Origin of the sequence: Brevundimonas sp. SPF441, from assembly GCF_009661015.1 — a bacterium.
In the GTDB taxonomy this organism is placed as follows: Bacteria; Pseudomonadota; Alphaproteobacteria; order Caulobacterales; family Caulobacteraceae; genus Brevundimonas; species Brevundimonas vesicularis.
Window position 1 is genome coordinate 1 of record NZ_WJWX01000007.1, and the last position, 24,779, is coordinate 24,779.

Genomic DNA, 24,779 nt, shown 5'->3' on the forward strand with positions numbered 1-24,779 from the left:
GGGCGGGGGTGATGCCCGCCGTGCGGATCGGGGTTTCCGCCACGCCCGGCTCGTCCCGGTGCGGCGCATGGCTCATCAGACGCAGGATGTAGAAGACCCCGGCGCCAAAGACGGTGAAATAGACCACAGCGAAGGCGGCCAGGGAGGTTGCGACGGCGGGCGCCGCCAGGGGCGCCGCGCTGTCGGCGGTGCGGAGCAGCCCATAGACGGTCCAGGGCTGACGGCCGACCTCGGTGGTGATCCAGCCCGCCAGCACGGCGACGAAGCCCATCGGCCCCATGATCAGGGCGAAGCGGTGCAGCCAGGGCGCATCGTAGAGGCGTTTGCGCAGGCGAGCATAAAGCCCCCAGAGCCCCAGCAGCAGCATGGCCATGCCCAGGCCGACCATGACGCGGAAGGACCAGAAGACGATCTCGACCGGCGGCCAGTCGGCGCGGGCGATGGTGTCCAGACCGGCCAGGGGCGCGTTCGGATCGTGCTTCAGGATCAGGGACGACAGCTTGGGGATCTCGACCGCGCCGTGGACGGTGGCCGCCTCGCGGTCAGGAATGCCGAACAGGATCAGCGGCGCCCCGTCCGGGTGGCTTTCGAAATGGCCTTCCATCGCCATGACCTTGGCGGGCTGATGCTCCAGGGTGTTCAACCCGTGCATGTCGCCGATGAAGATCTGGACCGGGGCGGCGACCAGGATCATGCCCATGGCCATGGCGAACATCTTGCGCGCCCCCTTGTTCGTCCGCTCCTTCATCAGGTGCCAGGCCCCGACCGCGCCGACCACCAGGCCGGTGGTCAGATAGGCCGCCAGCAGCATGTGGGCGAGGCGATAGGGGAAGGAGGGATTGAAGACGATCTTGAACCAGTCGGCCGGTACGAACTGGCCGACCTCGTTGATGGCGTAGCCTTGCGGGGTCTGCATCCAGCTGTTGACCGACAGGATCCAGAAGGCCGAGGCGAAGGTGCCGATCGCGACCATCAGGGTGGCCAGGAAGTGCAGCTTCTTGCCGACGCGGTTCAGGCCGAACAGCATGACGCCCAGGAAACCCGCCTCCAGGAAGAAGGCGCTGAGCACCTCATAGGCCATCAAGGGGCCGATGACCGGTCCGGCCTTGTCGGAGAAGACCGACCAGTTGGTGCCGAACTGGTAGGACATGACCAAACCCGAAACGACGCCCATGCCGAAGGCCACGGCGAAGATCTTCAGCCAGTATTTGAACAGGTTCAGATAGAGGTCTCGCCCCGTCTTCAGCCACAGGGCCTCCAGCACGGCCAGATAGCTGGCGAGGCCAATGGAGAAGGCGGGGAAGACGATATGGAAGGCGACGGTGAAGGCGAACTGCATCCGCGCCAGGATCAGGGCGTCAAGTTCCATGGTGTGGTCTCACCCGATCAGGCCGAGCGCGCCGGCGCTGCGGTAAAGCATATAGAAGGCGACGACGAAGATCAGCCCGGCGAACACTGTGTTCAATAGGCCTTTTTGTCCTGACAGGGCCTTGGCCAGCCGTGCGCCGACCAGACCGCCCAACACCCCGCCGCCGATGAAGACGGCCGCCAGTGGCCAGTCGACCCAGCCGTCCAGGGCGTAGTTGAAGGCCGTCGTCAGGCCGAAGGCCGTCACGCCGACCAGCGACGAGCCGACCGCATAGTAGATGGGCATGCGGGTCGAGACCATCAGGCCAGGGACGATCAGGAAGCCGCCGCCGATGCCGAAGAAGCCGGACATGATCCCTGTCAGGGCGCCGGCTCCCACGAGCTTCGGCGCATTGCCCGGCGTTAGCACCACGTCGGGGTCCCCCGAGGCCGAGCGGCCTCTCAGCATCAGCACCCCGACCACCAGCATCAGCGCGGCGAACAGAGCCAGCAGCTTCTGACCGTCAACCGCCTTGCCCAGGCTGGAGCCGAGAAAGGCGCCGAAGACGCCGGCCAAGGCGAACAGGCCGGCGATCTTCCATTTCACCGTGCCGTGGCGCGCGTGGTTGAGCAGATTGGCGAAGGCGTTGGCCGCGACGGCGAAGGCGCTGGTGCCGATCGCCAGATGCGGATCCTTGACCCCCACAAGATAGACGATCAGCGGCACGGCCAGGATGGACCCGCCACCGCCGACCAGGCCGAGGGTGAAGCCGACCAGCGAGCCGGCGCCGGCGCCGAGGCCGTACTGCAGCGGGGACAGGTCCATGATCCGGCTCAGGCGACGGCGGGACGAGGTTGGATCGCGGGCTCGACGTGCTCGGGACTGGCCAGCCATTCGCGGCCCTTCAGCATGCCCAGCCAATAAATCTCGGGCAGGGCCTGAGCCTTCAGGTGCCAAGCCAGACGGGTCGGCTTCGTGCCGTCGAGCATCCATTTCGGGAAGCTTGGCAGAAGTTTGCCGCCATAGCCGAACTCGGCCAGGACGATCTTGCCGCGCTCGACCGTGAGCGGGCATGAGCCATAGCCGTCATAGACCGCCCGCATCGGCTGGCCGTCCAGCAGCGACAGGATGTTCTCGGCCACGACGGGCGCCTGTTTGCGGGCGGCCGCAGCGGTCTTGGCGTTGGGCGCCGAGCAGGCGTCGCCCAGGCCGAAGACGTTTTCGAACCGCTTGTGGCGCAAGGTGGCGTCGTCCACCTCGATCCAGCCGCTTTCGGCGGCCAGCGGGCTTTCGCGAATGAAGTCCGGCGCGGTCTGCGGCGGGCAGACGTGCAGGAAGTCGAACTCGCGCCGCGCCTGGCGCACTTCGCCGTCCGCACCCGTCACGGCGAAGGTCGCGATCCGCGCCGGGCCGTCCACCGCGACGAGTTTCGACCCGAAGTTCAGGTCGATGCGGTATTTGCGGACATATTCCATCAGCGCCGGGACGTAGTCCTTGACCCCGAACAACACCGGGCCGGCGTTGTGGAATTCGATCTCGATGTCGTTGCGGCCGTTGTCGCGCCAGTGGTCGGCTGACAGATACATGGCCTTTTGCGGGGCGCCGGCGCATTTGATCGGCATGGGCGGCTGGGTGAAGATCGCCCGGCCGCTGCGCATCGCCTGCACCAGCTTCCAGGTGTAGGGCGCAGTCTCGTAGCCGTAGTTGGAGGTGACGTTGTTGCGTCCCAGGGTTTCGGCCAGGCCAGGGATGGCCGCCCAGTCCAGCTTCAGCCCCGGCGCCGCGACCAGCATCCGATAGCCGATCCAGCGGCCGTCGGTCAGTTCGACGCGATCATGGATGGGGTCGAAGGCCGCGACCGCGCCACGCACCCACTGGGCGCCTTGGGGGATCAGGTCCTCGGTGCGGCGCTGGGTCCGCTCGGGCGTGAAGACGCCGGCGCCGACCATGGTCCAGCCGGGCTGATAGTAGTGATGTTCGGACGGCTCCACGATGCGAACATCGAGGCCTGGGCGGCGGCGCAGGAGGCTGGCGGCCGTGGCGATGCCGGCGGATCCGCCGCCGACGATCAGGACATCGCAGGAATCCAGGAGGGCGTATTGGGCGCTCATGACGCGGCTCCTTCAAGACGGGGACGCAGGGCGCCGAGGTCGTAGCCGGCGCTCTTGGCGCGGGCGATCAGATGATCGGGGCTCTCCGAGCCGGCGTTCGTGAGCGCCCACAGGGTGGTCGTGCGCGTGCCGGTGCGGCAGAAACCGAACACGGGCTGGGGCAGGTCAGCCAGAGCCTCGCGGAAGTCCGCCACGTCCTGGTCGGAGATGGCGCCGCCGACCACGGGAACGTGGGCGAAGGCGAGGCCGGCGGCCTTGGCGGCCTGGCGCAGAGCCTCGGCGCTGGGCTGGCCGGGCTCCTCGCCGTCGGGTCGGCTGGAGATCACCGACCGGAAACCCTGGGCCGCGATGGCGGGCAGGTCTTCCGGGGCGATCTGGGGCGAGGCGGATAGGGCCTCGTCCAGGGGGCGGATATCCATGGCTTTGTCTCCCTAGGGTCTTTTCTGGTTCAGGCGTTTCGGTCGAGCGTCAGGCGGAACAGCGCCATGCCGGCCACGAGGGCGCCGACGAAGACGAAGGCCTGCCAGGCGCCGGTCGTCAGGGCCGCCAGCGCCGGGCCGGGGCACAGACCGACCAGCCCCCACCCCAGGCCGAACAGGACGGCCCCGCCGACCAGAGGGGTGTCGATGGTGCGGCTCTCAGGCACATGGAAGGTCTCGGCCGCGACCGGCGTCTCCATGCGCCGGCGGATCAGATAGGCGATGGCGGAGGGGATCAGCGCCCCGCCCATGACGAAGGCCAGCGAGGGGTCCCAGGCGCCCGTCACATCCAGGAAGGCCAGGACGCGGGCCGGGTTGATCATGTCGGACACCACCATGCCGGCGCCGAACAGCAGGCCGCACAGGACGGCGACGATCAGCCGGTTCATGCCAGGCCTCCCAACAGGTGGCGGGTGACGAAGACGGTCAGGGCCGCGACGGCCATGAAGACGCCGGTGGCGACGATGGAGCGGGGCGACAGGCGGGCCAGGCCGCAGACGCCGTGGCCGCTGGTGCAGCCCGAGCCCCAGCGGGTGCCGAAACCGACGATCAGGCCGCCGAGCACCAGCAGCCAGATGTCCGAGGTGATCTGCACCTCGGGCCTGCGGATCAGCGCTGAGGCCAGGGCCGCGCCGCCCAGCAGGCCGGCGATGAAAAGCAGGTCCAGGGTGCGCGGCGCGCCTTTCGACAGGCCGGTCGCCGCGGCGGTCAGGCCGGAGATCCCGGCCACGCGCCCATTCAGCAGCAGATAAAGGCCGGCGGACAGGCCGACCAGCAGGCCGCCGGCCAGCGGCCAGACGAAGGAAATGGGTTCAGGCATGGGGGGCTCGCCTCACAGCGCGTTCAGCGGGACCTTGAGGTAGCGCACCCCATTGTCCTCGGGCTCGGGCGGGCGGCCGCCGTTCATGTTCACCTGGACTGACGGCAGGATCAGCCTGGGCATCGGCAGGGTCGCGTCGCGCTGGGTGCGCATGGCGACGAACTCGTCCTCGCTGACGCCGTCGCGAATATGGATGTTGCCAGTGCGCTGGGCGCCGATGGTGGTCTCCCAGGCGAACTCGGTCCGGCCCGGCGGCGCCTTGTAGTCGTGGCACAGGAAGACCCGCGCCTCGTCCGGCAGGGAGGTCAGGCGATGGATCGAGCGGTACAGGGTCCCGGCGTCGCCGCCGGGGAAGTCGCAGCGCGCCGTGCCGTAGTCGGGCATGAACATGGTGTCGCCGGGAAAGACAGCGTCGCCGATGACATAGGCCAGACAGGCAGGGGTATGGCCGGGCACATGCAGCACCGTGGCCTTCAGCCCGCCGATCTCGAACCCGTCGCCGTCGTTGAACAGATGGTCGAACTGGCTGCCGTCGCGGCGGAAGTCGGTCCCTTCGTTGAAGATCTTGCCGAACACCGCCTGGACGGTGAGGATCTCATGGCCGATGGCTAGCTGCCCTCCGAGCTTTTCCTGGAGATAGGGGGCCGCCGACAGGTGATCGGCGTGGGCGTGGGTCTCCAACAGCCACTGGACCGTGAGACCTTCGGATTTCACGTAATCAATGAGGGCGTCGGCCGAGTCGTGCGCGGTGCGGCCGGACGCTGGATCGTAGTCCAGCACACTGTCGATGATGGCGCAGACGTCGGAGCCGGGATCGCGCACGACATGGCTGACGGTGAAGGTGGCCTCGTCGAAGAATGACCTGACGACAGGGCGTTGGCGAGGATTGCCCAGCGCGGCGCGCACGATGTCGGCGGCGTGGTCGCGGGCGGGATCGGGGATGGGCGAGGACATGGCGTGTCTCCGTTTCGGTGACTCAACACATATACCTATTCATGGTTCGTGCAAGTATGTATTTTAATGTAGCGGAAACGGTGGGAAGCGCTTAGCTTGCGGCTATGGAAACGATCGACACCGGGCCAGCCGCCTATCCCCCCGCAATGCGCGCCCTGCGCATCAACGACACGGCGCCGGACTTCAGCGCGCGCACGACGCAGGGCGAAAAGCGCCTGAGCGACTATCGCGGCCGCTGGCTGGTGCTGTTCTCGCATCCGGCGGACTTCACGCCGGTCTGCACCAGCGAGTTCGTGGCCCTGGCCCGGCAGTCGGACGCCTTCGCGGCGATCGATTGCGATTTGATGGCCCTGTCGGTCGACAGTCTGTATTCGCACCTGGCCTGGCTGAAGGACATTTATCGCCGCTTCGGCGTGAAGGTGCCGTTCCCGATCATCGAGGATCCCTCCATGGCCATCGGCCACGCCTTCGGCATGGTGGACGCCGGCTCGAGCGACAGCGCGACGGTGCGCGCCACCTTCGTGATCGATCCCGAAGGCGTGGTGCGCGCCATCAGCTGGTACCCGATGAACATCGGCCGCTCGGTTGATGAACTGCTACGTCTCGTCACCGCCCTGCAGACCTCGGACCGCGAGGCGGCCTCCACGCCGGCGGGCTGGACGCCCGGCGACGCTCTGCTGGAGCCGGCCGCCACCACCCTGGACGCCGCCATCGCCGACGGTGAAGGCGATGCGCCCTGGTACTATCGCGAGCGCCGCGCATGACCGACGATCAAGCGGCCGCCATGGAGCGGTTGAAGGAAAAGGCGCCGGAGGCCGCAGAGCTGTTGCGCCAGCTGGCCAACGCCAACCGGCTGCTGATCCTGTGCCATATCGCCGAGGAGGAACGTTCGGTGGGGCAGCTCGAGGCGGACCTGGGCATCAAACAGCCGGCTCTGTCCCAGCAGCTGGCTGAGCTGCGCCAGTACGGTCTGGTCAAGACGCGTCGTCAGTCGCGCTCGATCTTCTATTCGATCGCCGACGAGCGGGCCCAGGCGGTGATGGGCATGCTGTACGAAATCTTCTGCGGCGATGCGAAGGCGGTCGGCGCCCGCGTCGCCGCCCCGGCGCCCCGCCCATCGACGCCGGCGCGCGGCGACACGGCTCAGTTCGCGCGCATCACCGCCGTCGCACGTCGCTGACGGCCAACCCGCACAGGAGACTCTCGTGAAGGGCTTCATCGACAATATCGAACGTCTGACGGAAGAGAACACAGACTTTCGCCGTGTTCTCTACACCGGCCACAATCTGCAGCTCGTCCTCATGGCCATTCCGGCCGGTCAGGAGATCGGCGAAGAGGTCCACGACGACCGCGACCAGTTCTTCCGCATCGAGGCGGGCGAGGGCGAAATCTGGATCGATGGCGTTCGTCACGCCGTGAAGGCGGACGACGGGGTCATCGTCCCTCAGGGCGCCCGGCACAATGTGGTCAGCACGGGGTCCGAGCCGCTTCGGCTCTACACCCTCTATGGCCCGCCGGAGCATCTCGACGGGACGGTTCACGCGACGGTGGAAGAGGCCTCCGCCGACCACGAGCACTTCGACGGCCGCACGACCGAATAGCCGTCAGGGGCCGACGTCGTCCGCATCGGCGCGCCGGTCGTCGGGCCGCGGCAGGTGCAGGGCGATGCCCAACGCCTCCGCCAGACGGGTGTCGCGACGATAGATGTCATCGCGAAAGGCGACGCGGCCCTGGCCGTCCAGGAACGCGGTCCAGTACAGTAGGCGCACGTCGATCGGCCGACCGGTCGCCACACGGACGGTCTGGCCGCTGTCCAGCGCGGCGTCGAAGCGGGCGAGCCTCTCGGGGTCGGGCGCCAGGAGAAGGCGGGCGAAGCCGACGGCGTCCTGCACCCGCACGCAGCCGTGACTGAGATGGCGGAAGCTCTGGTCGAACGCGCCCCGAGACGGGGTGTCGTGCAGGAAGATGGCGTAGCTGTCCTGAAGCTCGAACTTGACCTGGCCCAGGGCGGCATTCGGACCCGCGCGCTGAACCACCATGCCGTTCTGGATCGTCATGTTGTTCGCCCGCATGTAGCCGGCGCCACGCGGCAGGATCTCGCGCTGGGCGATGGAGGTCGGCACCGTCCAGGGCGGATTAGCGACGACCGAGGCGAAGGGCCGTTCGAGGCTGGGCGTCGCATTGTCGGCGTCACCCGTCACGACCCGCATCGAATGCACGGGCCGACCATCCTTCCAGTAGACCATGATGGAGGCGGCGGTGTTCACCTCGATCCGCTCCGGGGCGACGTCTCTCTTTAGCCAACGGCGGCGTTCCAGATTGAGCGCGATCTGGCGAGCACGGGCCTCGGCCGAAATCGACAGCGCCCGCTGGGTCGCCGGGCCGATGCGGGCGTCCGCCTCCAGACCGTGGCGCACCTGGAACACCCGAACGGCCTCTTGCAGCACCGACCCGTAGTCACCGCCAGACGGGCCGACCATCGCGGCGGCGGCGTCGGTGAGATCGCCTTCCACCCGAAGGCGCGGCAGGAGGGCGGGAAGGCGGGGGTCGGACGCAAACGGTTCGATCGTCGCGCCCAGGGCAAAGGGCGGCCAACCGCCGCGGTCGGCGATGGCGCGATAGCGAAGGAAGCCGTCGCACAAGCCCTGATAGCCGCGGTCCTGGGGCGCGAGGCCCGCCATCGTCTCGGCCAACGTTCCGTCGTCGACCGCCGTCGCCAGCAGCGGCGGCGTATCGACCTGGTTGCGACCCATCTCCCAAAGCGTCTCCACCGATGCCGGGTCGACCCGGCCATGGGCGAGCGCCTCGGCCAGGGTCAGGACGGCCTGGGTCAGTTCGGCTTCACTTAGGGCCAGACCGTCGGGCGCGGATAGACCGTGGCGGTCCGCCAGGGCCAAGGCGTCCATGGCTTGCCGGCGCGCTGGCCCCGCCCAGGCAGGGCGTCCGCCGCGGGCGGCGTAGAAGGCTGCGGTCAGGGCGGTGATGTTCAACGCGGCGGGCGCCGATACGGCTCGCGCGGTCGTCGAGAGCCAGAGCGGCGCTGCGGCCGCCGCGAGAAGGTGTCGGCGGTTCAAGGTAAAGGAGCGACGGTTGGCCATGCCGCCGACACCGCGGGGTTCACCTTAAGGCAGGCTTAAGGTTGGCCGGTCCGCCAGCCCCAACGCGCGAAGATGGCGGCCCCCTCGTCGGACTTCAAAAATTCGAGGAACGGCTGGGCGTCGGCGTCCTGGCGGCCGGTCTCGGTCACAACGGCGCCGGCGTCGCGGTAGATGCGATAGGGCTCTTCGACCTCGACCACATCAGCGAGGTCCGGATTGGCGACCTGCCAGATGCCCCAGATGATCCAGGCGTCCAGCGTCGGGTCGTCGATCCAGGCTTGTCGGGCCTCGGCGCTGTTGCGGGCGTAGACGACGATGTTGCGACGCAGCGCGCGCACCTTGGCGATGTCGCCGGTGCGACCGGCCATGTCCTCCCACAGGCCGTTCTGGCCCGCGCCGTTGACGACCAGGACTCGGCGACCCGGCTGGAAGAGATCTTCCAGGCCGCCGATGCCGTTCGGATTTCCCGGGCGAACGAGAATGGAGGCGGTGCGCAGATAGAGCGGCTCGACCGCCTCGGCGCGGATGCGGCCCTCCAGAGCGCTGACGAAGTCGGTCATCATCGTCTCGGAGCCGGAGAAGATCAGGTCGCCGTCCGCCTTGGCCTGGTCCAGCCATTGGGGCGTGGGTCCGGCGACGACGGCCACGGCGCGACCGGTGCGCGCTTCATAGGCCTTCGCCGCTTCGCGCATGGCGGGGGCGGGGCCGCCCGGACCGTAGACATGAAGAGGATCGGCGGGCGTCTGGGCGTGGGCGGCCAGGGCCGTCGTGCTCAAAAGGGCGGCCAGGGCCAGGGTGGAAGGACGCATCAAGAGTTCTCCTGGGGCGGGGCGAAGTGATTGGCGGGGATCTTGAAATAGATGCGGCCGTCCTCGGCGGGTGGCGGCAGCACCCCGCCGCGGATGTTCACCTGAAGCGCGTAGAGCATCAGGTTCGGCAGGGGAAGGGTGGCATCCCGGCCGTCGCGAAGCCGCACGAAATCCGCCTCTCCGCGTCCGCCGCCGACATGGATGTTGTCCGCCTTCTGCTCTCTCACGGTGCTGAAGCAGGCGGGCTCGCGGCCATCGGGACCGTAGTCGTGGCCGACGAAGACGCCGGTCTCCTCGGGCAGGGCCAGGATGTCCTGGATGCTTCGGTAGAGGGCCTTGGAGTCGCCGCCCGGAAAGTCGGCGCGCGAGGTGCCGGCATAGGGCATCATCAGGGTGTCGTGGACGAAGGCGTTGCCGCCGATCACATAGGTAATGGACGCCAGGGTGTGGCCTGGGGAGAAGATGACCCGCCCCGTCAGGTCGCCGACAGCAAACGTATCACCGGCCTGGAAGAGACGGTCCCACTGGCGACCGTCGGTCGGGAATTCGTCGTCCAGGCCGTAAATGTCCTTCCACAACCTCTGGACGCCGATGACCTTCTCGCCGATGGCGGTTGGAGCCTCCAGCTTCTCGTTGAGATAGGGCGCGGCCGAAAAGTGATCGGCGTGTGGATGGGTGTCCAGCAGCCATTCGACCGTCAGGCCTTCCGCCTTGACGTAGTCCAGGATGGCGTCGGCGTTGCGGGTCGAGGTCGCCGCCGCCTTCTCGTCGAAATCCCAGACCGGATCGATGATCGCGCATTTGCGGCTGACCGGGTCGGAGACGACATATTGCCAACTGCCGGTCTTCTTGTCGTGGAGCGCCGCGATGCGCGCTCCGCCGTGGTCGATGATCTGCATGATGGCTCCGTTTGGTTTGCGAAGAAAAGGGCCGGACCGCTTGCGCGGTCCGGCCAGCGTCCGATCAGGCGGCTTTCGGGGCGTCGGGGAGGTCGCGCGTCGAGAAATACCAGTCGGTGTAGACGTAACCCTCGGAAGCGCGAGCCTCGGCCGCCTCGGCGGTCTTGGGCGGAGGGACGATAGCCGGTTGGCCAGGGCGCCAGTTCTCAGGCGTCGCGACCCCGTTGGCGTCGGACGCCTGGAGCGCGGTGAGCAGCCGAACGAACTCTTCGATGCTGCGGCCATTGCTCATGGGATAGTAGACCATGGCGCGCAGCTTGCCTTCCGGATCGATCAGGAAGGTGGCGCGAACAGCCGAGGTGTCGGCCGCCCCGGGGTGGATCATCCCGTAGGCCTGGGCCACCTCCATCTTCAGATCCTCGATGATGGGGAAGGGGATTTGGACGCCGAACTTCTCCTTGATGTTCCGGGTCCAGGCCAGGTGCGAGAAGATGCTGTCGATGGAGAGCCCCAGGAGCTCGCAGTTCATGGCGGCGAACTCATCCGCGTGCTTGGCGAAGCCGATGAACTCGGTCGTGCAGACCGGGGTGAAGTCCGACGGATGGGAGAAGAGGATCAGCCATCTGCCGCGGTAATCGGCCAGGCTGCGATCCCCGTGCGTGGTGCGGGCGTGAAAGTCGGGGGCGGGTTCGTTGAGGCGGGGCAGTCCGGTCATGTCGATGTCTCCTTCAGACGCCCCATTGAACACTTACATACACACTTACACAAAATAATAGTTCTTATGGCCAGGGAAGGTTCCGTCTATGCCGAGCCGTCAGTTCACAACCAGGGCATATCCAGCCTGCTGGTGGTGGATGACCGTCATCAGGGCGGCGAGATCGACGCTCACGCCCGGTTCGAGGTCGGCTTGCGCGATGCCGTTCCCCGCCATGGCCTGGCCGCACAGCCGAACCTGGACGCCGGCGGCGATGAGGCTGCGGATCAGGGCGCTGTTGGGATTGGCGTCGCCCTTGCCTCGCGCGGCCCAGGCGGCGTCGGACAGGACCGCAGGGGTGGCTGCGCCGTGTAACACGACGACGATCTGACGCTGGTCGGCGTCCACGCCGCCCGCCGCCAGCATATTCGCCAGCCGCGCAACGCGATCCAGCCCCTTCAGCGGCCTGTCGTCCGGACCGCCCTGGGAGACGTCGAAGATGACCCGATAGACGCGCGACGGATCCGCCTGTTCGCCGGCCTCGGGCAGGGGCTTGAAGCCGCCGAAGCCAGAGACAGCCTGGGCGAAGCTTGGGGAGGCCGCCAGGGAGGCGGCCAGGGACAGGGCGAGGAGGAGGGTTTTCATGGCGGGTTCCGGTGTGCGGGCGCTGGGGGTCAGGGACGGCGGGCGACGAGATCGATCAGGGCGGACCGGCCGCTATGGCCGGCGCCTTCGGAGACGTCGCTGTCGTGGCTATTCAGATGCAGGATGTCGAAGTCGGCGAAGGCGTCGCGGAGCAGCGCCTCGGTGTAGAGGTTCTCGACCTGCCCCGGGCCGCCCGTTCCATAGGCGATCTGTTCCGGCCGATAGCCCTGCAGCAGGATCAGGCCGCCAGGCTTCACGGCCGCCTTCATACGCTCGAAAATTCGGTCGCGCAGGGGAGGCGGGGCGAACTGAATGAAGACGGCGACCACGACGTCGAAGGCGTCCTGCGGCCAGGCCCAGGTCTCGAGGTCCGCCACCTGAGCGTCCAGTGTGACCCCGCGTCGCTCGGCCAGGGCGAGGGCCTTCTCGATCGCGCGTGGGGCGATATCCGTGGTGGTGACGGCCAGACCCTGTTCGGCGAGCCACACGCCGTTTCGCCCCTCGCCATCGGCGACCGCCAGAGCGGTCATGCCGGGCTGGAGCCGCGCGATCTGAGCGGCCAGAAAGGCGTTGGGCGTCTCGCCGAACAGATAGTCCTGGCGGTCATAGCGGCTGTTCCAGAAGTCGCGGGCGGCGACGGAGTCCATAAGGTGTTCCTTCATATGATGAGGACGCTCGCAGGCAGATCGGTCTCGCCGGGCGTATGGTCGGCGAACCAGGATTCAAGCGCGCCCACAGTGTCGATGTCGAGCGTCCGGCGGTCTCGCCCGTAACGTTCGGGCACCCCCTGGGCGGTGACGAAGGCCACCGGATAGTCCGCCTCCGGCTCGACAGGGCGGTCCCCGACCAGCAGGCGATCAAGGCGCTGCCCCTTGGGATTCTCCAGCTTCACAAAGGCCGTGAGGCCCCGGCAGCGTTTGATGTAGCCGCCCATCTGCGCGTAGGGGTCGGCGGCGAAGGTGCGCTCAAGATTCTCTTCCAGCATCGCCTTCAACTCGGCTCCGGTCAGCGTCGTGCGCGAGATGGGCGGGTTCATCGGCGCCATATTGTAGAGGTCGCCCAGAGTGACCGGGCCCGGTGCGACGGGCGCGCCGTATCGCCAGCCGTTCGAGAAGGCGATGTCCACGCCCGCCGCCTGCGCCGCAGCCGCCAGCAGGACGTCGTCCATCGGCGCGCTGGCCATGGCGTAGCGGTGAAGGGGGATGGCCGTGCGGGCGATGACGCGCGCCAGACGTTCCCGCTCGGGAGCCAGGGCCGTCTCCACCAAGCCGGCGACTTGATCGTCTTGGGGGCCAGCGTCCACGGCTATGAGCCGATGGCGGCGCAGGGACACGCGGCCGTCTGCGATCTCCAGGTCCAGCCGGCCGATATAGGCGCCGTGGCAGCCGGACTGAATGATCAGGGTGTCGCCGACGCGGGCCGGCTCGTGCAGGCGGTTATGGGTGTGGCCGCTCAGGATCACGTCGACGCCCGGCGTCTCGGCGGCCAGCTTGAGATCCTGCGGAAAGCCCAGGTGGGACAGCAGGACGACCAGATCGACCTTCTCCTCGCGGAGCTGGTGCAGTTGCTCCCGGGCTTCGGCCACACCCATTTCAAACCGCACGCCTTCAGAGAAGGCGGGGGGCATGGTTTTGTCGACGATAGGGCAGGCCAGGCCGATCACGCCGATCCTCAGACCGCCGCGCTCGAACACCCATCGCCCGTCGAACACCGGCGCGCCGTCATCTTTGCGAAAGACATTGGCGGCCAGGACGGGATACTCCAGTCGCGCCGCCAAAGCCTTGAACCCCGCCGGGCCATAGGCGAACTCCCAGTGCGCCGTCATGGCGTCGATCTTCAGGGCGTTCATGATCGGAACCAGCGCCTCGCCCCGGCTCGCGACGGCGACCCGCGTGCCATGGAAGGTGTCGCCGTTATCCAGGGTCAGGCACGGACCTTCGGCGCGCGCCTCTTCGAAGAGACGGGCGATGCGGGCGACCCCGCCCAGCCGTTCGAACCGCCAGCCGCCTTCGGTGCGCACCAGTTCGGGATGCGGCTCGAGATAGCCGTGCAGGTCGTTCAGCTGGAGCAGGGTCAAGGTGGTCATGGCCGGTCTCAGCGCAGCGGTTGTCCGGAGCGGATACGACCGATCACCGCTTCGAGTTGCGCCTGGGGCATGCCGCCGGGGATCAGATTGCCGTTGATGATAAAGGCGGGCGTGCCCTGCAGGGCCAGGGCCGCCGCTTCTCGGCCGTTTCGGTCGAGCACCGCGTCGATGTCTGCGCGGTGATCGGCCAGGTCCTGATTCAGGCGCGCCATGTCCACGCCGGCCGACTGGACCAGACGCGTGATGTCCGCCTGGTCGCCGATGCGCGACGGCGACAGCATGAAGGCGTTATGGACGGCCTCGTACTTGCCTTGGTAACTGGCGGCGAGGGCGGTCCGGGCGGCGGTCTCCGAGACGTCGCCGAAGATCGGCCAGTCCTTGTACAGGACGCGCACCTTGGGGTCCGCCTTCAGCAGGCCGTCGATCTCCGGCTGCATCTTCTTGCAGTAGGGGCAGTTGTAATCGACGAAGCCGATGATGGTCACATCGGCGTTTTCGGCGCCGATGAAGGGCGCTGCCGGGTCGCGCAGCAGATCGTTGAAGCCGACCTGGGCGATGGGCGGCATGTCTTGTCCGGAGGCGGCGGAAGGGCTGGCGGGCGCCGCGCCGTTGTCGGCGTCGGCGGGGCCGCAGGCGGCGAGCGCCAGGACGGCGGCGAGGGCAGGGGCGAAGGTGCGGTTCATGGAAGCTCCGTGAGGCGAGGGGTCAGTGCAGACGCGCGATTTCGGTCGCGATCTGTTCGGGGGCGATTTCCCCCATGTGGGCCTTGGCCAGACGGCCGTCGGCGTGGAGGAACAGGGTCACCGGAATGCCGGCCGTGCCGTAGTGGCGGGGCACCGCCATGGCCTCGTCGAACAGCACATGGTCGAGGGCCAGCCCCTGGCTCTGCAGAAAGGCCCGAACGCCGGCTTCGCCCTCGCCCTGGTTGACGAAGAGGAAGCGCACATTCGGATGGGCTTTTTCGGCCTGGGCCAAAGCCGGCATCTCGCGCCGGCAGGGCGGGCACCAGGTGGCCCAGAGATTGATCACCGTGGGCCGGTCGCCCGGAGCGGAGAGGTTGATGGGCGGGGCGTCCATCGCGGCCAGCGTCAGGGCGGGCGGCGCCATGGGCTGCGTCGCCGAGGCCAACTGATGGGCGGTAGTCCAAACCAGGGCGCTGGCCAGCACAGGCGCAATGGCCCAGGCGCGTTCGCGCGTCGTGCGCAGCAGCAGGATCGTGGCCAGGATCATGACCGGCGCGACCCAGATCCAGCTGAACCCGCCCTGCCAGATCGCGAGCGCTCGCCACGGGTCGGCCCCGAAATACTCCCAGTGCGTCGCCACGTGACCGAGACGGGCGGTGGCCAGACCGCCGAAGACCAGAACCGTGCTCCACAGATTGAAGCGCGGGCTGACCCGGCTGGCCAGCAGTCCGGCGCCGATCATGAAGACGAACACGCCGGCGATGATGGCGAACCGCTCTCCCGACAGGACGAGCGGGCCCAGGGTGATGGCGTTCATGCGGCGGCTCCGGCGCTCTGCAGGGCGGATGCGACGTCTTGGGCCGACATCTCTCCGATCAGTCGGCTGCCCGGCGCTTCGGTCGCCGAGGGCGAAAGGAAGATCATCGTCGGCGGTCCGACCACCCCGTGCCGCTCAAGAAGCGCGCGCGCCTCGGGCGTGCTGCGCGTGACGTCGACCTTGATGAGGTCGGTGTTCGAAAGGCTGGCGATGACGGCGGGGTCCTCGAACACCGTCCGCTCGATCACCTTGCAGCTGACGCACCAGTCAGCGGTGAAATAGACCAGGGCGGGACGTTTGCGCGCGCCGGCATCGGCGACGGCGCGGTCCAGCGCCGTCTGATCCAGCACGACCGCCGCGGTTTCGACCGGCGCGGCGGCTGCTAGTCCAGCGGGACGCGCCAGGGGCTCAAGCGGACGCCAAGGGTCGTCCGCCCCGAGGCTGAGGCCGACCAGCAGCAACAGGCCCCAGGTCGCGGCCGCCAGGCCGGCGACACGGGCGACGCCGTTTCTCAGGTTCGGGCTGAGCGGCTGGAACAGGCCGAGAGCCGCCGCCAGACCGAGCGCCAGCGCCGCGCCGAGAGCGAGCGTCGCCGTCGGCGGCAGGATGCGGCTGGCCAGCCACCAGGCCATGCCCAGGAAGATGAAGCCGAACAGCATCTTCACCCGGTCCATCCACGGCCCGGCCTTGGGCAGGAAGCGCGCGCCGACCGTGCCGAACACGATCAAGGGCACCCCCTTGCCCAGGCCCAGGAAGAACAGGGCCGCCGCGCCCAGCCCAACGTCGCCGGTCTGGGCGATGTAGAGCAGGGCGCCCGCCAGGGGCGCGGTGACGCACGGGCCCACGATAAGGGCGGAGACGAAGCCCAGACCTGCGGCTGAGGGCAGGGACCGCCGGCCGTCGCCGCCGTCGCGGGACAGGCGGCTGGTCCAGGCCGAGGGCAGTTGCAACTCGAAGCCGCCGAACATGGAGGCGGCGAGAACGACGAAGACGACAGCCAGAGCGCCGACGGCCCAAACCGACTGGAGCGCCATCTGCAGGTTCTGTCCGGACCAGGCGGCCGCGACGCCCAGGAGGGCGAAGGCGATGGAAAGGCCCAGCACATAGGCGACCGAGAGCATCAGGCCTCGGCGCGTACCGCGCCCGTCCACGCCGCGTCCGATGACGCCGGCCAGGATCGGATACATGGGAAAGACGCAGGGCGTGAAGGCCAGCAGCACGCCGAAACCGAAGAAGGCGAGCAGGACCCAGGTCGCCCCGCCCTGCAGCGCCAGGCGATCGACGAAGCCCGGGTTGGCGTCCAGCGTGACCGCCGGCGATGACGCGACCGGCGAAGGCGCCGCCGCTCCCTCGTCGTTCTCGGGCGCGGGTGCAGCGCCCGGCGCCTGGATCGCCAGCATGGCCGCGGCCTGTGCGGTCTGCGCATCGGCCTCCCGCGCGGCCACGTCGGACTGCGGCCGGGTCGGCACGTCGATGGTGCGCGTCATCGGCGGGTAGCAGATCGAGTCTTCGAGGCAGCCCTGATAGGTGATGTTGACCGACGTCGGCTCGCCGGCCTGCGTCAACGTCTGCGCCGACAGGGTCGCGCGACCCGCGTCGTGCCAGACGTCGACGACGCCGAAGCCCGGGTCGTCCTTGGTTTCGCCGGCGGCCAGTTCCAGCGGCAGAGACTCCTTCCCGCCCGGCGTGCTGGCGACGGTGTGGTCACGATAGAGATAATGGCCAGGCGCAATGTCCCAGGCGAAGGCCAGATCGCCGTCAGCCTCACGCGTCACCGTCAGGGCGAAGGCCTTGTCAGGCGAAAGCGGAGCCTGACCCAAGGCCGAACCCGGCAGGGCGAAGGACAGGACGGCGAGAGCGGTGGGCAGTAGTCGGCGGAAAAACCTCATGGCCATCTCGTCGGCAAGCGAGCTTAAGTCAGGCTTAAGCCGGAGCTTGCACGTCACACCGCATGAGATTGCTCGCCATAGAAGACGATCCCGTTCTCGCTGACGGCCTCCAGGTCGGGCTCAGCGCCTGTGGCTGGACGGTCGAGGTCGTTGGGCGGGTCGAGGACGCCCTCGCGGCGCTGGAAAGCTCGGCGTTTGATGCGGTCGTGCTGGATCTGGGCCTGCCCGACGGCGACGGACTCTCGGTGCTGCGCTTCGTTCGCGAGCGCGACATGGATGTCGGCGTGGTGGTCTTGTCGGCGCGCGATGACAGTCGGGACCGCATAGTGGGTCTGGACGCCGGCGCGGACGATTATGTCGGCAAACCGTTCGATCTCGACGAGCTGGCCGCGCGATTGCGCGCGGTGCGGCGTCGCCTGCTCGGACGTTCGACCCCCGCCTTGCGCCACGGCGGGGTGACCATCGATCCCAAGTCGCGTCTGGCCTGGCGGGAAGAGGGCGACCTGCCCCTTTCGAGACGTGAGTTTGCTATCCTGGAGGCCCTGATGGAACGGCCCGCACAGGTCCTCTCGCGCAGTCAGTTGGAAGAACGCCTGTACGGCTGGCAGGAGGAGATCGGCTCCAACGCCGTGGAAGTGCACATCCACTATCTTCGGGCCAAGTTGGGCGCCGGCTTCATCCGCACCGTGCGCGGCGTGGGATACACCCTGCAATGAGCTCGATCCGCCTGCGTCTGTTCGTCACTCTCGCGCTCGTGACCGCCCTGGTCTGGGGCGGCGCGGTCGTCTGGGTCGAAATCCAGACCCGGGCCGAAGTGCAACGGGTGCTGGACCGGCGCCTGATGGAGTCGGCCCGCATGGTTTCGTCCTTGATGCAGGCCGGCAGCGTGCGCCCGGCGATCCAGGCTCCGGACACCGGGGCCGCCGATGTCTATGACCGTCAGCTCTCCTGCCAGATCTGGTCACTGGAAGGCGATCTGATTGGTCGGTCCCAAAGCGCGCCTGCGGAGCGATTGTCGGAAGGGGGCGACGGATTTTCTGAGCGCACGATCCGGGGCGAGCGCTGGCGCGTCTATACGGTGCATGATCGTGACGCCGGTTTTCGGGTGATGGTTGGGGACAATCTGGCCGTTCGCGAACACCTGGTCGGCAATGTCGTCACCGCCTTGATCGGTCCGGCGGTCCTCGGTCTGCTGGCGCTGGGCGTGCTGATCTGGTGGTCGGTTGGGCGGGGGCTGGCCCCTATTCGACAAATGACCCGCAGCCTTGCGGTACGGGATGCGGAAGACCTGACGGCGTTGGACGTATCGCCGGACGCCCGCGAACTCCGTCCCTTCGCCCTGGCGCTGAACGATCTGATGTCTCGCCTTGGCGCAGCGCGGCGTCGCGAGGCCGAGTTCACGGCCGCCGCCGCGCACGAGTTGCGTACCCCTCTGGCGGGCCTGCGTGTCCAGGCGCAGATTGCGGCGTCGTCTTCGGACCCTGCCGTTCGAAGCCGCGCGTTGGAGCAGATTCAGACCTCTGTCGATCGCACCGCCCGCCTCGTCACGGGGCTTCTCGCCCTGGCGCGCGAGGACGAGATGCCGGTTAGCGACGAAGATCGCCGCTGGGTGACGCTCCGATCGCTGTTTGCGGGAGCGGAAGGCGATTCCCGGGTGTCGATCGTCGAAGGTGACGCCCTGCTGAATGTGGATCCGGATCGCTTCGGGGCAGCGGCCGCCAATCTGCTCGCCAACGCACAGGCGCACGCAAAGTCTTCAATCCTGATCAGTTACGACCCGACTTCCGGCCACTTGATCGTCGAGGACGACGGAGCGGGCGTGGCCTTCTCGGATCTACATCGTTTGGGACGGCGTTTTTTCCGCGCGTCGAATGCCCCTTCCGGAGGGAGCGGTCTGGGCCTCTCTATCGTCCTCGCCACTGTGAAGGCCCATGGGGGACAGGTGCAGTTCTTGCGCTCACCAGGAGGCGGTCTTCGTGTTGAGGTGACAATTCCGGAGCAGGCGTCGGAGTCTTTGAACAACTCGACCAAGCGAGACTGACGGTATCAACCGGCTTCAGTGGCGTCTGTTGTCGGTTTGATGATACGGTATAGTCCAACTACCTATTCGCTTGTCATAGCGGTGCTGGTTGGTCTTGAAGCAGAGTTGCCTGCCGATAGATGGCGACATCACTAGAATTTTATTACGTCGAATTTCACCAATGAATTCAAAAGCGCTGTCCAAGTGACGGTAGCTCGCGCGGTATGGTGCGCGGATGAGAGAAAAGGCGCTGATAAATCAGCGCCTTCTGGTCTATTGAAGGATCGAGTGGGAATAGATCAGAGCATTCGAGGCCTTTTGGCAGTGCCTCCAAGACGCTGTTAGTATTGTGAATTCGGACGAGACCCTTCGACGTCAATCGGAGGGTCTTTTTTTCATTTTGTCGTTGCCGATGACGGCGGTTCAGCAGGAGCGATGGTCGTTCCATGTCAGGCTTTGATCCGCATTCCATCCGGGGCTTTATGTTTCCTTTAGGTCGGCGGCGCGGACTCGCATCGCGCCATTATGCCGCCCGGTGGTCTGTTCCCGCTCGAACTTGAGCGAGGAGGCCGGCATGGCCGATGTGATTTTTCTGGCGGTGGGTGCGGGGGCGTTCGCCGTCTTCGCCTTGCTGGCCACAGCGTTGAAACGGGTGTGACGATGATCGCCATGCTCTGGGGGGCGGGGGCGCTGATCGTCGCCGTATACATGGTCGCGGCGCTGCTGCGGCCCGAGCGGTTCTGAGGAACCGGGACGGATTTCATGAACATTCAAGGATGGGGCGAGATCGCCCTGACCCTTGGGCTGGCCGTAATGCTCGGCTGGCCCATCGGCGTTTATATGTCGCGCGTCTGGAATGGCGAGCGGACCTGGCTGGATCCGGTGCTGAAGCCGGTCGAGGCCGTCTTCTACGGCGCCGCCGGCGTCGATCCGAAACGCAGCCAGGGCTGGCTGGGATACGCCGGCGCCCTTTTGGCCTTCAACCTGGCGGGCTTTGTCCTGCTGTATGCGATCCTGCGTCTGCAGGGCGTGCTGCCGCTGAACCCGCAAGGGTTCGCGGGCGTGTCGCCGCATCTGGCCTTCAACACCGCCGTCAGCTTCGTGACCAACACCAACTGGCAGAGCTATGGCGGCGAAGCGACCCTGTCGACCTTCACCCAGATGGTCGGCCTGACGGTGCAAAACTTCGTTTCGGCGGCGACGGGTGCGACGATCGCGGCGGCCTTGGCGCGGGCCTTCGTCGCCAATCGCGGCGAGGGCGTCGGCAACTTCTGGGCCGACCTGACACGCACGACCCTTTATGTCCTGCTGCCCGTCGCCCTGATTCTGGCCGTGGCCCTGTCGGGTCTCGGCATCGTTCAGAGCCTGGCGGCCCATGTGACGGCGAGCGGCGTCGAGGGCGGATCCCAGACCTTGCCGCTGTTCCCGGCGGCCAGCCAGGTGGCGATCAAACAGCTGGGCATCAACGGCGGCGGCGTCTTCAACGTCAACGGCGCCCATCCGTTCGAGAACCCGAACGCCATCACCAATCTGCTGACCGCCGTGGCGATCAACGTCATGGGCTGGGCGGCCTTCTTCGCCTTCGGCCGCACGGCCATGGCGGGACGCGACGTCCGCGCCCTGGCGGCGGCCGCCCTGATCCTGCTGAGCTCCGCCAGCGCGGCCATGTATGTGATCGAGACCCAGCCGGCCCCGGCCCTGGTCGCGGCCCAGGTGGACGCCTCGGTCAATATGGAGGGCAAGGAGGTCCGCTTCGGCGCGCCCGCCTCGACCGTCTGGTCGGTGGTCACGACCGGCGCCTCGAACGGCTCGGTCAACTCGATGCACGCCAGCTTCATGCCCTTGGGCGGTGGGTTGCAGATGTTCCTGATGCAGTTGGGCGAGATCCTGCCTGGCGGCGTCGGTTCGGGCATCGCCATCATGGTCGTGATGGCCCTGCTGTCGGTCTTCGTCGCCGGCCTGATGGTCGGTCGCACACCCGAATATCTGGGCAAGAAGATCGAGGCGCGCGAAATCCAGTTCGCCATGATCGCGGTGCTGATCCTGCCGCTGGCCATCCTGGGCTTCACCGCCGTGTCGGCCGTCTTCCCGACGGCGCTGGCGGGCCTGCTGAACAAGGGGCCGCACGGCCTGTCGGAGATCCTCTACGCCTACACCTCGGCGGCGGCGAACAACGGCTCGGCCTTTGCGGGTCTGACCGCCAACGCCCCCTGGTGGAACACGACCCTGGGTCTGGGCATGCTGTTCGGGCGGTTCATTCCAGCCGTCGCCGTTCTGGCCATCGCCGGCAGTCTGGTGGTCAAGCCCAAGCTGGCGCCCAGCCCCGGCACGCTGCCGACCGACAATGGCCTGTTCATCGGCCTGCTGATCGGCGTGATTCTCATCCTCGGCGGCCTGCAGTTCCTGCCCGCCCTCGCCCTGGGACCGATCGTCGAGCACTTCCAGGTGCTCGCGGCGGTCGCCGGCGCCTGATCCTTCGGACATCCTGACATGACACAAGTAACTCTGGATCCCCGCGAGGGCGGCCGTGCGTCGCCTCTTGCGGGCGGCCTCTCGGGACAGATGATCGGACGCGCCGTGGGCGACGCCTTCGTCAAGCTTAACCCCGTAAAGCTGATCAACAATCCGGTCATCTTCACCACCTGGATCGTGGCGCTTCTGTCCACGCTTTCGGCGGCCGCGGCCATCGCCGGCGGTCAGTCGGCGGGCTTTGCGGTGCAACTGGCGCTGTGGCTATGGGCCACGGTCCTGTTCGCCAATGTCGCCGAAAGCATCGCTGAAGGGCGGGGCAAGGCGGCGGCCGACAGCCTGCGCGCGACCCGCGTCACGACCAAGGCCAAGCTGATCGTCGATCCGAAGACAGGCAGCGTGGTCCCGACCAACGCCTCGGAGCTTGAAGTCGGGTCGATCATCCTGGTCGAGGCCGGCGATGTGATCGCCTCGGACGGCGAAATCGTCGAGGGCGTCGCCTCAGTCAACGAGGCCGCCATCACCGGCGAGAGCGCCCCGGTGATCCGCGAAAGCGGCGGCGACCGTTCGGCGGTGACCGGCGGCACGACCGTCGTCTCGGACTGGATCAAGGTGCGCATCACCGCCAAGCCCGGCTCGACCTTCCTCGATCGCATGATCGCCATGGTCGAGGGCGCGGACCGCCGCAAGACGCCCAACGAGCTGGCCCTGGCCGTGCTGCTGGCCGGCCTGACTCTGATCTTCCTGATCGCGGTCGTGACCCTGGTGGGCCTGGGCGCCTATTCCGGCGTCGATCTGGATCCGATGGTGCTGGGCGCCCTGTTCATCACCCTGATCCCGACCACGATCGGGGGGCTGCTGTCCGCCGTCGGCATCGCCGGCATGGACCGGTTGCTGAAGGTGAACGTGCTGGCCACCTCGGGCCGTGCGGTGGAGGCGGCAGGCGACGTCGACACCCTGCTGCTCGACAAGACCGGCACCATCACCTTCGGCAACCGTATGGCGACCGAGGTCATCCCGGTTCCGGGCGTGCGCCCCGAGGCCGCTTTGGCCGCCGCCGTCATGGCGTCGCTCGCCGACGAGACGCCCGAGGGCCGCTCCATCGTCGAGCTGGGCCGCAACGCCGGCGTCTCGGTCGATCAGCCGGCCGGCGCCGTCGCCATTCCCTTCACCGCCGTCACCCGTCAGTCGGGCCTGGATGTCGGCAAGGACAGCTGGAGGAAGGGCGCGGTCGATGCCGTGCTGAAGGATCTGAATCTGACCGACGGTTCGGCCCCGGCCGAGTTCCGCCAGGCCGTGGACCGGATCGCCCGTTCGGGCGGCACCCCCCTGGCCATCACCCAGAACGGCGTCCTGGTTGGCGTCATCCACCTGAAGGACGTGGTCAAGCCGGGCGTGAAGGCGCGCTTCGCCGACCTGCGCCGCATGGGCCTGCGCACCGTCATGATCACCGGCGACAATCCGGTGACGGCCGCGGCCATCGCTTCGGAAGCCGGGGTGGACGACTACCTCGCCGAGGCCACGCCCGAGGACAAGATGCGCCTGATCAAGGCCGAACAGGCCAAGGGCCGTCTGGTCGCCATGTGCGGCGACGGGGCCAACGACGCCCCGGCCCTGGCCCAGGCCGATGTCGGCGTCGCCATGCAGACCGGCGCCCAGGCCGCGCGCGAGGCCGGCAACATGGTCGATCTGGACAGCGACCCGACCAAGGTCATCGAGATCGTCGAGGTCGGCAAGCAACTGTTGATCACGCGCGGCGCCCTGACGACCTTCTCGGTCGCCAACGACGTGGCCAAATATTTCGCCATCATCCCGGCGATGTTCGTGGTGGCCCTGCCATCGCTCGGCGCGCTGAACGTCATGCGTCTGCACAGCCCTGAGAGCGCCATCCTTTCGGCGGTGATCTTCAACGCCCTGGTCATCGTCGCCCTGATCCCGCTGGCGCTGAAGGGCGTCAAATACCGGGCCATCGGCGCCGGCGCGCTTCTGGGTCGCAACCTGCTGATTTACGGCCTGGGCGGCCTGATCGCCCCGTTCCTCGGCATCAAGCTGATCGACCTGCTCATCTCCGGCCTGGGTCTGGCGTGATGCGTCGGGAGGTCTCTCGCATCCTGCAACTCGTCGTGGCGGTGCTGGTCATCGCCGTGATGTGGGGTGTGGCGACGCTGCAGCAGACCGATCCGCGCACGCGCTCCAACCCCATGGCCATTCATCCTGTTCGAATAGAGAAATCCAATGCGTAAATCCTTCTCCAAGGCCTCGGGCCGCAACGACGCCTGGTTCGCCGCCGCCTGTATCGTCGGTCTCGCCGGTCTGGGCCTGTGCAGCGAAGCCAAGGCCCAGGACGTGTCGGCTAACGTCGCCGTCACCTCCGACTACGTCTTCCGCGGTGTCAGCCAGACCCAGGAAAACCCCGCCCTTTCGGCCGGCGTCGATCTGACCAGGAACGGCTTCTACGCCGGCGGCTGGGCCTCCAACGTCGATTTCGGCGACGACACGGACGCCGAGGTCGATCTGTACGCCGGCTATCGGCCCGAGGTCGCGGGCTATGCGCTGGACTTCGGCGTGATCGGCTATCTGTACGCCGGTCAGCCCGACGGCGCCGACTATGACTATGTCGAGCTGAAAGCCGCCGCTTCGCGCGCCGTGGGTTCGGCCACCCTGGGCGCCGCCGTCTATTATTCGCCCGACTTCTTCGGCGCGGCCGAGGACGAGGCGACCTATGCCGAGGTTAACGGCGCGGTCAGCCCTGCCGACAAATGGACCGTCTCGGGCGCCGTCGGCCGTCAGTGGGTCTCGTCGGACCTGGACTACACGACCTGGAACCTGGGCGCGGCCTATCAACTGACCGACACTCTGGCGCTGGACCTGCGTTATCACGACACCGATCAACACGACTTCGGCGACATCTACGGCGCGCGCGCCGTAGCCACGCTGAAGGCGACCTTCTGAGGCGAC

27 protein-coding genes are annotated in these 24,779 nt (G+C 67.5%); 10 read left to right on the top strand and 17 right to left on the bottom strand.

The window, feature by feature from the left end; all coding sequences use genetic code 11:
- The 7 genes from GGC30_RS06020 to GGC30_RS06050 form a co-directional block, all read right to left on the bottom strand.
- A partial coding sequence (locus GGC30_RS06020; protein ID WP_153923130.1) for a cytochrome ubiquinol oxidase subunit I occupies positions 1 to 1,369 on the bottom strand: 1,369 nt, incomplete at its 3' end.
- 9 nt (positions 1,370 to 1,378) lie between these two features.
- The gene (locus GGC30_RS06025; RefSeq protein WP_008264059.1) at positions 1,379 to 2,173 is read right to left on the bottom strand and encodes a sulfite exporter TauE/SafE family protein; all 795 of its coding nucleotides are present in this window, start codon (positions 2,171 to 2,173) and stop codon (positions 1,379 to 1,381) included.
- An 8-nt stretch (positions 2,174 to 2,181) separates the two neighbouring features.
- Complete coding sequence (locus GGC30_RS06030; RefSeq protein ID WP_008260866.1) at positions 2,182 to 3,459, bottom strand: FAD/NAD(P)-binding oxidoreductase; 1,278 nt, start codon at positions 3,457 to 3,459, stop codon at positions 2,182 to 2,184.
- The gene (locus GGC30_RS06035) at positions 3,456 to 3,878 is read right to left on the bottom strand and encodes a TIGR01244 family sulfur transferase (RefSeq protein ID WP_008260019.1); all 423 of its coding nucleotides are present in this window, start codon (positions 3,876 to 3,878) and stop codon (positions 3,456 to 3,458) included. The genes GGC30_RS06030 and GGC30_RS06035 overlap by 4 nt, the downstream gene beginning before the upstream one ends.
- 29 nt (positions 3,879 to 3,907) lie before the next feature.
- Positions 3,908 to 4,327 (bottom strand): DUF6691 family protein, encoded by a 420-nt coding sequence (locus GGC30_RS06040; protein ID WP_008259144.1) that lies wholly within the window; start codon positions 4,325 to 4,327, stop codon positions 3,908 to 3,910.
- Positions 4,324 to 4,758: a YeeE/YedE family protein gene (locus tag GGC30_RS06045; protein ID WP_008259836.1), complete on the bottom strand. Its 435-nt coding sequence runs from the start codon at positions 4,756 to 4,758 to the stop codon at positions 4,324 to 4,326. The genes GGC30_RS06040 and GGC30_RS06045 overlap by 4 nt, the downstream gene beginning before the upstream one ends.
- Before the next feature lie 12 nt (positions 4,759 to 4,770).
- Positions 4,771 to 5,712, bottom strand: coding sequence for an MBL fold metallo-hydrolase (locus GGC30_RS06050; protein ID WP_008259764.1), 942 nt, complete (start codon positions 5,710 to 5,712; stop codon positions 4,771 to 4,773).
- 104 nt (positions 5,713 to 5,816) lie between these two features.
- Here GGC30_RS06050 and GGC30_RS06055 point away from each other — a divergent pair, with 104 nt between their 5' ends.
- Genes GGC30_RS06055 through GGC30_RS06065 form a run of 3 tightly spaced genes read left to right on the top strand, consistent with a single transcriptional unit; the run spans position 5,817 to position 7,313 of the window.
- Positions 5,817 to 6,476: a peroxiredoxin gene (locus tag GGC30_RS06055; protein ID WP_040349361.1), complete on the top strand. Its 660-nt coding sequence runs from the start codon at positions 5,817 to 5,819 to the stop codon at positions 6,474 to 6,476.
- Complete coding sequence (locus tag GGC30_RS06060; RefSeq protein ID WP_008259045.1) at positions 6,473 to 6,892, top strand: metalloregulator ArsR/SmtB family transcription factor; 420 nt, start codon at positions 6,473 to 6,475, stop codon at positions 6,890 to 6,892. The genes GGC30_RS06055 and GGC30_RS06060 overlap by 4 nt, the downstream gene beginning before the upstream one ends.
- 25 nt (positions 6,893 to 6,917) lie before the next feature.
- On the top strand, positions 6,918 to 7,313 hold the full coding sequence (locus tag GGC30_RS06065) for a cupin domain-containing protein (protein WP_008263599.1): 396 nt from the start codon (positions 6,918 to 6,920) through the stop codon (positions 7,311 to 7,313).
- A gap of 3 nt (positions 7,314 to 7,316) precedes the next feature.
- Here GGC30_RS06065 and GGC30_RS06070 read toward each other — a convergent pair whose 3' ends face one another.
- From GGC30_RS06070 to dsbD, 10 genes are all read right to left on the bottom strand, one after another.
- Positions 7,317 to 8,702 carry a murein L,D-transpeptidase gene (locus GGC30_RS06070; protein WP_228763633.1) on the bottom strand — a complete coding sequence of 462 codons (1,386 nt, stop codon included), beginning with the start codon at positions 8,700 to 8,702 and terminating at the stop codon, positions 7,317 to 7,319.
- A gap of 143 nt (positions 8,703 to 8,845) precedes the next feature.
- Positions 8,846 to 9,619 (bottom strand): substrate-binding domain-containing protein, encoded by a 774-nt coding sequence (locus GGC30_RS06075; protein ID WP_008264236.1) that lies wholly within the window; start codon positions 9,617 to 9,619, stop codon positions 8,846 to 8,848.
- Positions 9,619 to 10,518 carry an MBL fold metallo-hydrolase gene (locus GGC30_RS06080; RefSeq protein WP_008261237.1) on the bottom strand — a complete coding sequence of 300 codons (900 nt, stop codon included), beginning with the start codon at positions 10,516 to 10,518 and terminating at the stop codon, positions 9,619 to 9,621. The genes GGC30_RS06075 and GGC30_RS06080 overlap by 1 nt, the downstream gene beginning before the upstream one ends.
- Before the next feature lie 64 nt (positions 10,519 to 10,582).
- Entirely contained in the window at positions 10,583 to 11,233 is a 651-nt protein-coding gene (locus GGC30_RS06085) for a peroxiredoxin (protein ID WP_040349365.1), read from the bottom strand.
- Between the two features lie 99 nt (positions 11,234 to 11,332).
- A complete protein-coding gene (locus tag GGC30_RS06090) occupies positions 11,333 to 11,857 on the bottom strand; it encodes a DsrE family protein (protein ID WP_008262231.1) in 525 nt (174 codons plus the stop codon).
- Positions 11,858 to 11,886: 29 nt separating this feature from the next.
- The gene (locus tag GGC30_RS06095) at positions 11,887 to 12,504 is read right to left on the bottom strand and encodes a cyclopropane-fatty-acyl-phospholipid synthase family protein (RefSeq protein ID WP_040349367.1); all 618 of its coding nucleotides are present in this window, start codon (positions 12,502 to 12,504) and stop codon (positions 11,887 to 11,889) included.
- An 11-nt stretch (positions 12,505 to 12,515) separates the two neighbouring features.
- Positions 12,516 to 13,943 carry a bifunctional UDP-sugar hydrolase/5'-nucleotidase gene (locus GGC30_RS06100; RefSeq protein ID WP_008261719.1) on the bottom strand — a complete coding sequence of 476 codons (1,428 nt, stop codon included), beginning with the start codon at positions 13,941 to 13,943 and terminating at the stop codon, positions 12,516 to 12,518.
- An 8-nt stretch (positions 13,944 to 13,951) separates the two neighbouring features.
- The gene (locus GGC30_RS06105) at positions 13,952 to 14,626 is read right to left on the bottom strand and encodes a DsbA family protein (RefSeq protein WP_008258895.1); all 675 of its coding nucleotides are present in this window, start codon (positions 14,624 to 14,626) and stop codon (positions 13,952 to 13,954) included.
- 22 nt (positions 14,627 to 14,648) lie between these two features.
- Positions 14,649 to 15,443, bottom strand: coding sequence for a TlpA disulfide reductase family protein (locus GGC30_RS06110; RefSeq protein ID WP_008260699.1), 795 nt, complete (start codon positions 15,441 to 15,443; stop codon positions 14,649 to 14,651).
- On the bottom strand, positions 15,440 to 17,332 hold the full coding sequence (gene dsbD, locus GGC30_RS06115; RefSeq protein ID WP_040349977.1) for a protein-disulfide reductase DsbD: 1,893 nt from the start codon (positions 17,330 to 17,332) through the stop codon (positions 15,440 to 15,442). Before dsbD ends, GGC30_RS06110 begins: the two co-directional genes overlap by 4 nt.
- A 62-nt stretch (positions 17,333 to 17,394) precedes the next feature.
- On the opposite strand from dsbD, the gene GGC30_RS06120 reads away from it, so the two are divergent.
- The 7 genes from GGC30_RS06120 (at position 17,395) to GGC30_RS06150 (ending at position 24,773) form a co-directional block, all read left to right on the top strand.
- Positions 17,395 to 18,048, top strand: a complete 654-nt coding sequence (locus GGC30_RS06120; RefSeq protein WP_008264155.1) for a response regulator transcription factor — start codon at positions 17,395 to 17,397, stop codon at positions 18,046 to 18,048.
- On the top strand, positions 18,045 to 19,373 hold the full coding sequence (locus GGC30_RS06125; RefSeq protein WP_008261954.1) for an ATP-binding protein: 1,329 nt from the start codon (positions 18,045 to 18,047) through the stop codon (positions 19,371 to 19,373). The genes GGC30_RS06120 and GGC30_RS06125 overlap by 4 nt, the downstream gene beginning before the upstream one ends.
- Before the next feature lie 639 nt (positions 19,374 to 20,012).
- Positions 20,013 to 20,096 (top strand): potassium-transporting ATPase subunit F, encoded by an 84-nt coding sequence (locus tag GGC30_RS06130; RefSeq protein ID WP_153923191.1) that lies wholly within the window; start codon positions 20,013 to 20,015, stop codon positions 20,094 to 20,096.
- An 18-nt stretch (positions 20,097 to 20,114) separates the two neighbouring features.
- Positions 20,115 to 21,824, top strand: a complete 1,710-nt coding sequence (gene kdpA / locus GGC30_RS06135; RefSeq protein WP_153923131.1) for a potassium-transporting ATPase subunit KdpA — start codon at positions 20,115 to 20,117, stop codon at positions 21,822 to 21,824.
- A gap of 18 nt (positions 21,825 to 21,842) precedes the next feature.
- Positions 21,843 to 23,909, top strand: coding sequence for a potassium-transporting ATPase subunit KdpB (kdpB, locus tag GGC30_RS06140; RefSeq protein WP_153923132.1), 2,067 nt, complete (start codon positions 21,843 to 21,845; stop codon positions 23,907 to 23,909).
- Positions 23,909 to 24,064 carry a hypothetical protein gene (locus tag GGC30_RS06145; protein WP_153923133.1) on the top strand — a complete coding sequence of 52 codons (156 nt, stop codon included), beginning with the start codon at positions 23,909 to 23,911 and terminating at the stop codon, positions 24,062 to 24,064. Before kdpB ends, GGC30_RS06145 begins: the two co-directional genes overlap by 1 nt.
- Complete coding sequence (locus tag GGC30_RS06150; protein WP_153923134.1) at positions 24,057 to 24,773, top strand: TorF family putative porin; 717 nt, start codon at positions 24,057 to 24,059, stop codon at positions 24,771 to 24,773. The genes GGC30_RS06145 and GGC30_RS06150 overlap by 8 nt, the downstream gene beginning before the upstream one ends.
- Positions 24,774 to 24,779: the final 6 nt, after the last annotated feature.

What these genes read in the sequence shown, in the direction of transcription:
- GGC30_RS06025 (WP_008264059.1), bottom strand. Translation starts at nt 2,173, where the DNA reads ATGGACCTGTCCCCGCTGCAGTACGGCCTCGGCGCCGGCGCCGGCTCG.
- GGC30_RS06030 (WP_008260866.1), bottom strand. Translation starts at nt 3,459, where the DNA reads ATGAGCGCCCAATACGCCCTCCTGGATTCCTGCGATGTCCTGATCGTC.
- GGC30_RS06035 (WP_008260019.1), bottom strand. Translation starts at nt 3,878, where the DNA reads ATGGATATCCGCCCCCTGGACGAGGCCCTATCCGCCTCGCCCCAGATC.
- GGC30_RS06040 (WP_008259144.1), bottom strand. Translation starts at nt 4,327, where the DNA reads ATGAACCGGCTGATCGTCGCCGTCCTGTGCGGCCTGCTGTTCGGCGCC.
- GGC30_RS06045 (WP_008259836.1), bottom strand. Translation starts at nt 4,758, where the DNA reads ATGCCTGAACCCATTTCCTTCGTCTGGCCGCTGGCCGGCGGCCTGCTG.
- GGC30_RS06050 (WP_008259764.1), bottom strand. Translation starts at nt 5,712, where the DNA reads ATGTCCTCGCCCATCCCCGATCCCGCCCGCGACCACGCCGCCGACATC.
- GGC30_RS06055 (WP_040349361.1), top strand. Translation starts at nt 5,817, where the DNA reads ATGGAAACGATCGACACCGGGCCAGCCGCCTATCCCCCCGCAATGCGC.
- GGC30_RS06060 (WP_008259045.1), top strand. Translation starts at nt 6,473, where the DNA reads ATGACCGACGATCAAGCGGCCGCCATGGAGCGGTTGAAGGAAAAGGCG.
- GGC30_RS06075 (WP_008264236.1), bottom strand. Translation starts at nt 9,619, where the DNA reads ATGCGTCCTTCCACCCTGGCCCTGGCCGCCCTTTTGAGCACGACGGCC.
- GGC30_RS06080 (WP_008261237.1), bottom strand. Translation starts at nt 10,518, where the DNA reads ATGCAGATCATCGACCACGGCGGAGCGCGCATCGCGGCGCTCCACGAC.
- GGC30_RS06085 (WP_040349365.1), bottom strand. Translation starts at nt 11,233, where the DNA reads ATGACCGGACTGCCCCGCCTCAACGAACCCGCCCCCGACTTTCACGCC.
- GGC30_RS06090 (WP_008262231.1), bottom strand. Translation starts at nt 11,857, where the DNA reads ATGAAAACCCTCCTCCTCGCCCTGTCCCTGGCCGCCTCCCTGGCGGCC.
- GGC30_RS06095 (WP_040349367.1), bottom strand. Translation starts at nt 12,504, where the DNA reads ATGGACTCCGTCGCCGCCCGCGACTTCTGGAACAGCCGCTATGACCGC.
- GGC30_RS06100 (WP_008261719.1), bottom strand. Translation starts at nt 13,943, where the DNA reads ATGACCACCTTGACCCTGCTCCAGCTGAACGACCTGCACGGCTATCTC.
- GGC30_RS06105 (WP_008258895.1), bottom strand. Translation starts at nt 14,626, where the DNA reads ATGAACCGCACCTTCGCCCCTGCCCTCGCCGCCGTCCTGGCGCTCGCC.
- GGC30_RS06110 (WP_008260699.1), bottom strand. Translation starts at nt 15,443, where the DNA reads ATGAACGCCATCACCCTGGGCCCGCTCGTCCTGTCGGGAGAGCGGTTC.
- dsbD (WP_040349977.1), bottom strand. Translation starts at nt 17,332, where the DNA reads ATGAGGTTTTTCCGCCGACTACTGCCCACCGCTCTCGCCGTCCTGTCC.
- GGC30_RS06120 (WP_008264155.1), top strand. Translation starts at nt 17,395, where the DNA reads ATGAGATTGCTCGCCATAGAAGACGATCCCGTTCTCGCTGACGGCCTC.
- GGC30_RS06125 (WP_008261954.1), top strand. Translation starts at nt 18,045, where the DNA reads ATGAGCTCGATCCGCCTGCGTCTGTTCGTCACTCTCGCGCTCGTGACC.
- GGC30_RS06130 (WP_153923191.1), top strand. Translation starts at nt 20,013, where the DNA reads ATGATCGCCATGCTCTGGGGGGCGGGGGCGCTGATCGTCGCCGTATAC.
- kdpA (WP_153923131.1), top strand. Translation starts at nt 20,115, where the DNA reads ATGAACATTCAAGGATGGGGCGAGATCGCCCTGACCCTTGGGCTGGCC.
- kdpB (WP_153923132.1), top strand. Translation starts at nt 21,843, where the DNA reads ATGACACAAGTAACTCTGGATCCCCGCGAGGGCGGCCGTGCGTCGCCT.
- GGC30_RS06145 (WP_153923133.1), top strand. Translation starts at nt 23,909, where the DNA reads ATGCGTCGGGAGGTCTCTCGCATCCTGCAACTCGTCGTGGCGGTGCTG.
- GGC30_RS06150 (WP_153923134.1), top strand. Translation starts at nt 24,057, where the DNA reads ATGCGTAAATCCTTCTCCAAGGCCTCGGGCCGCAACGACGCCTGGTTC.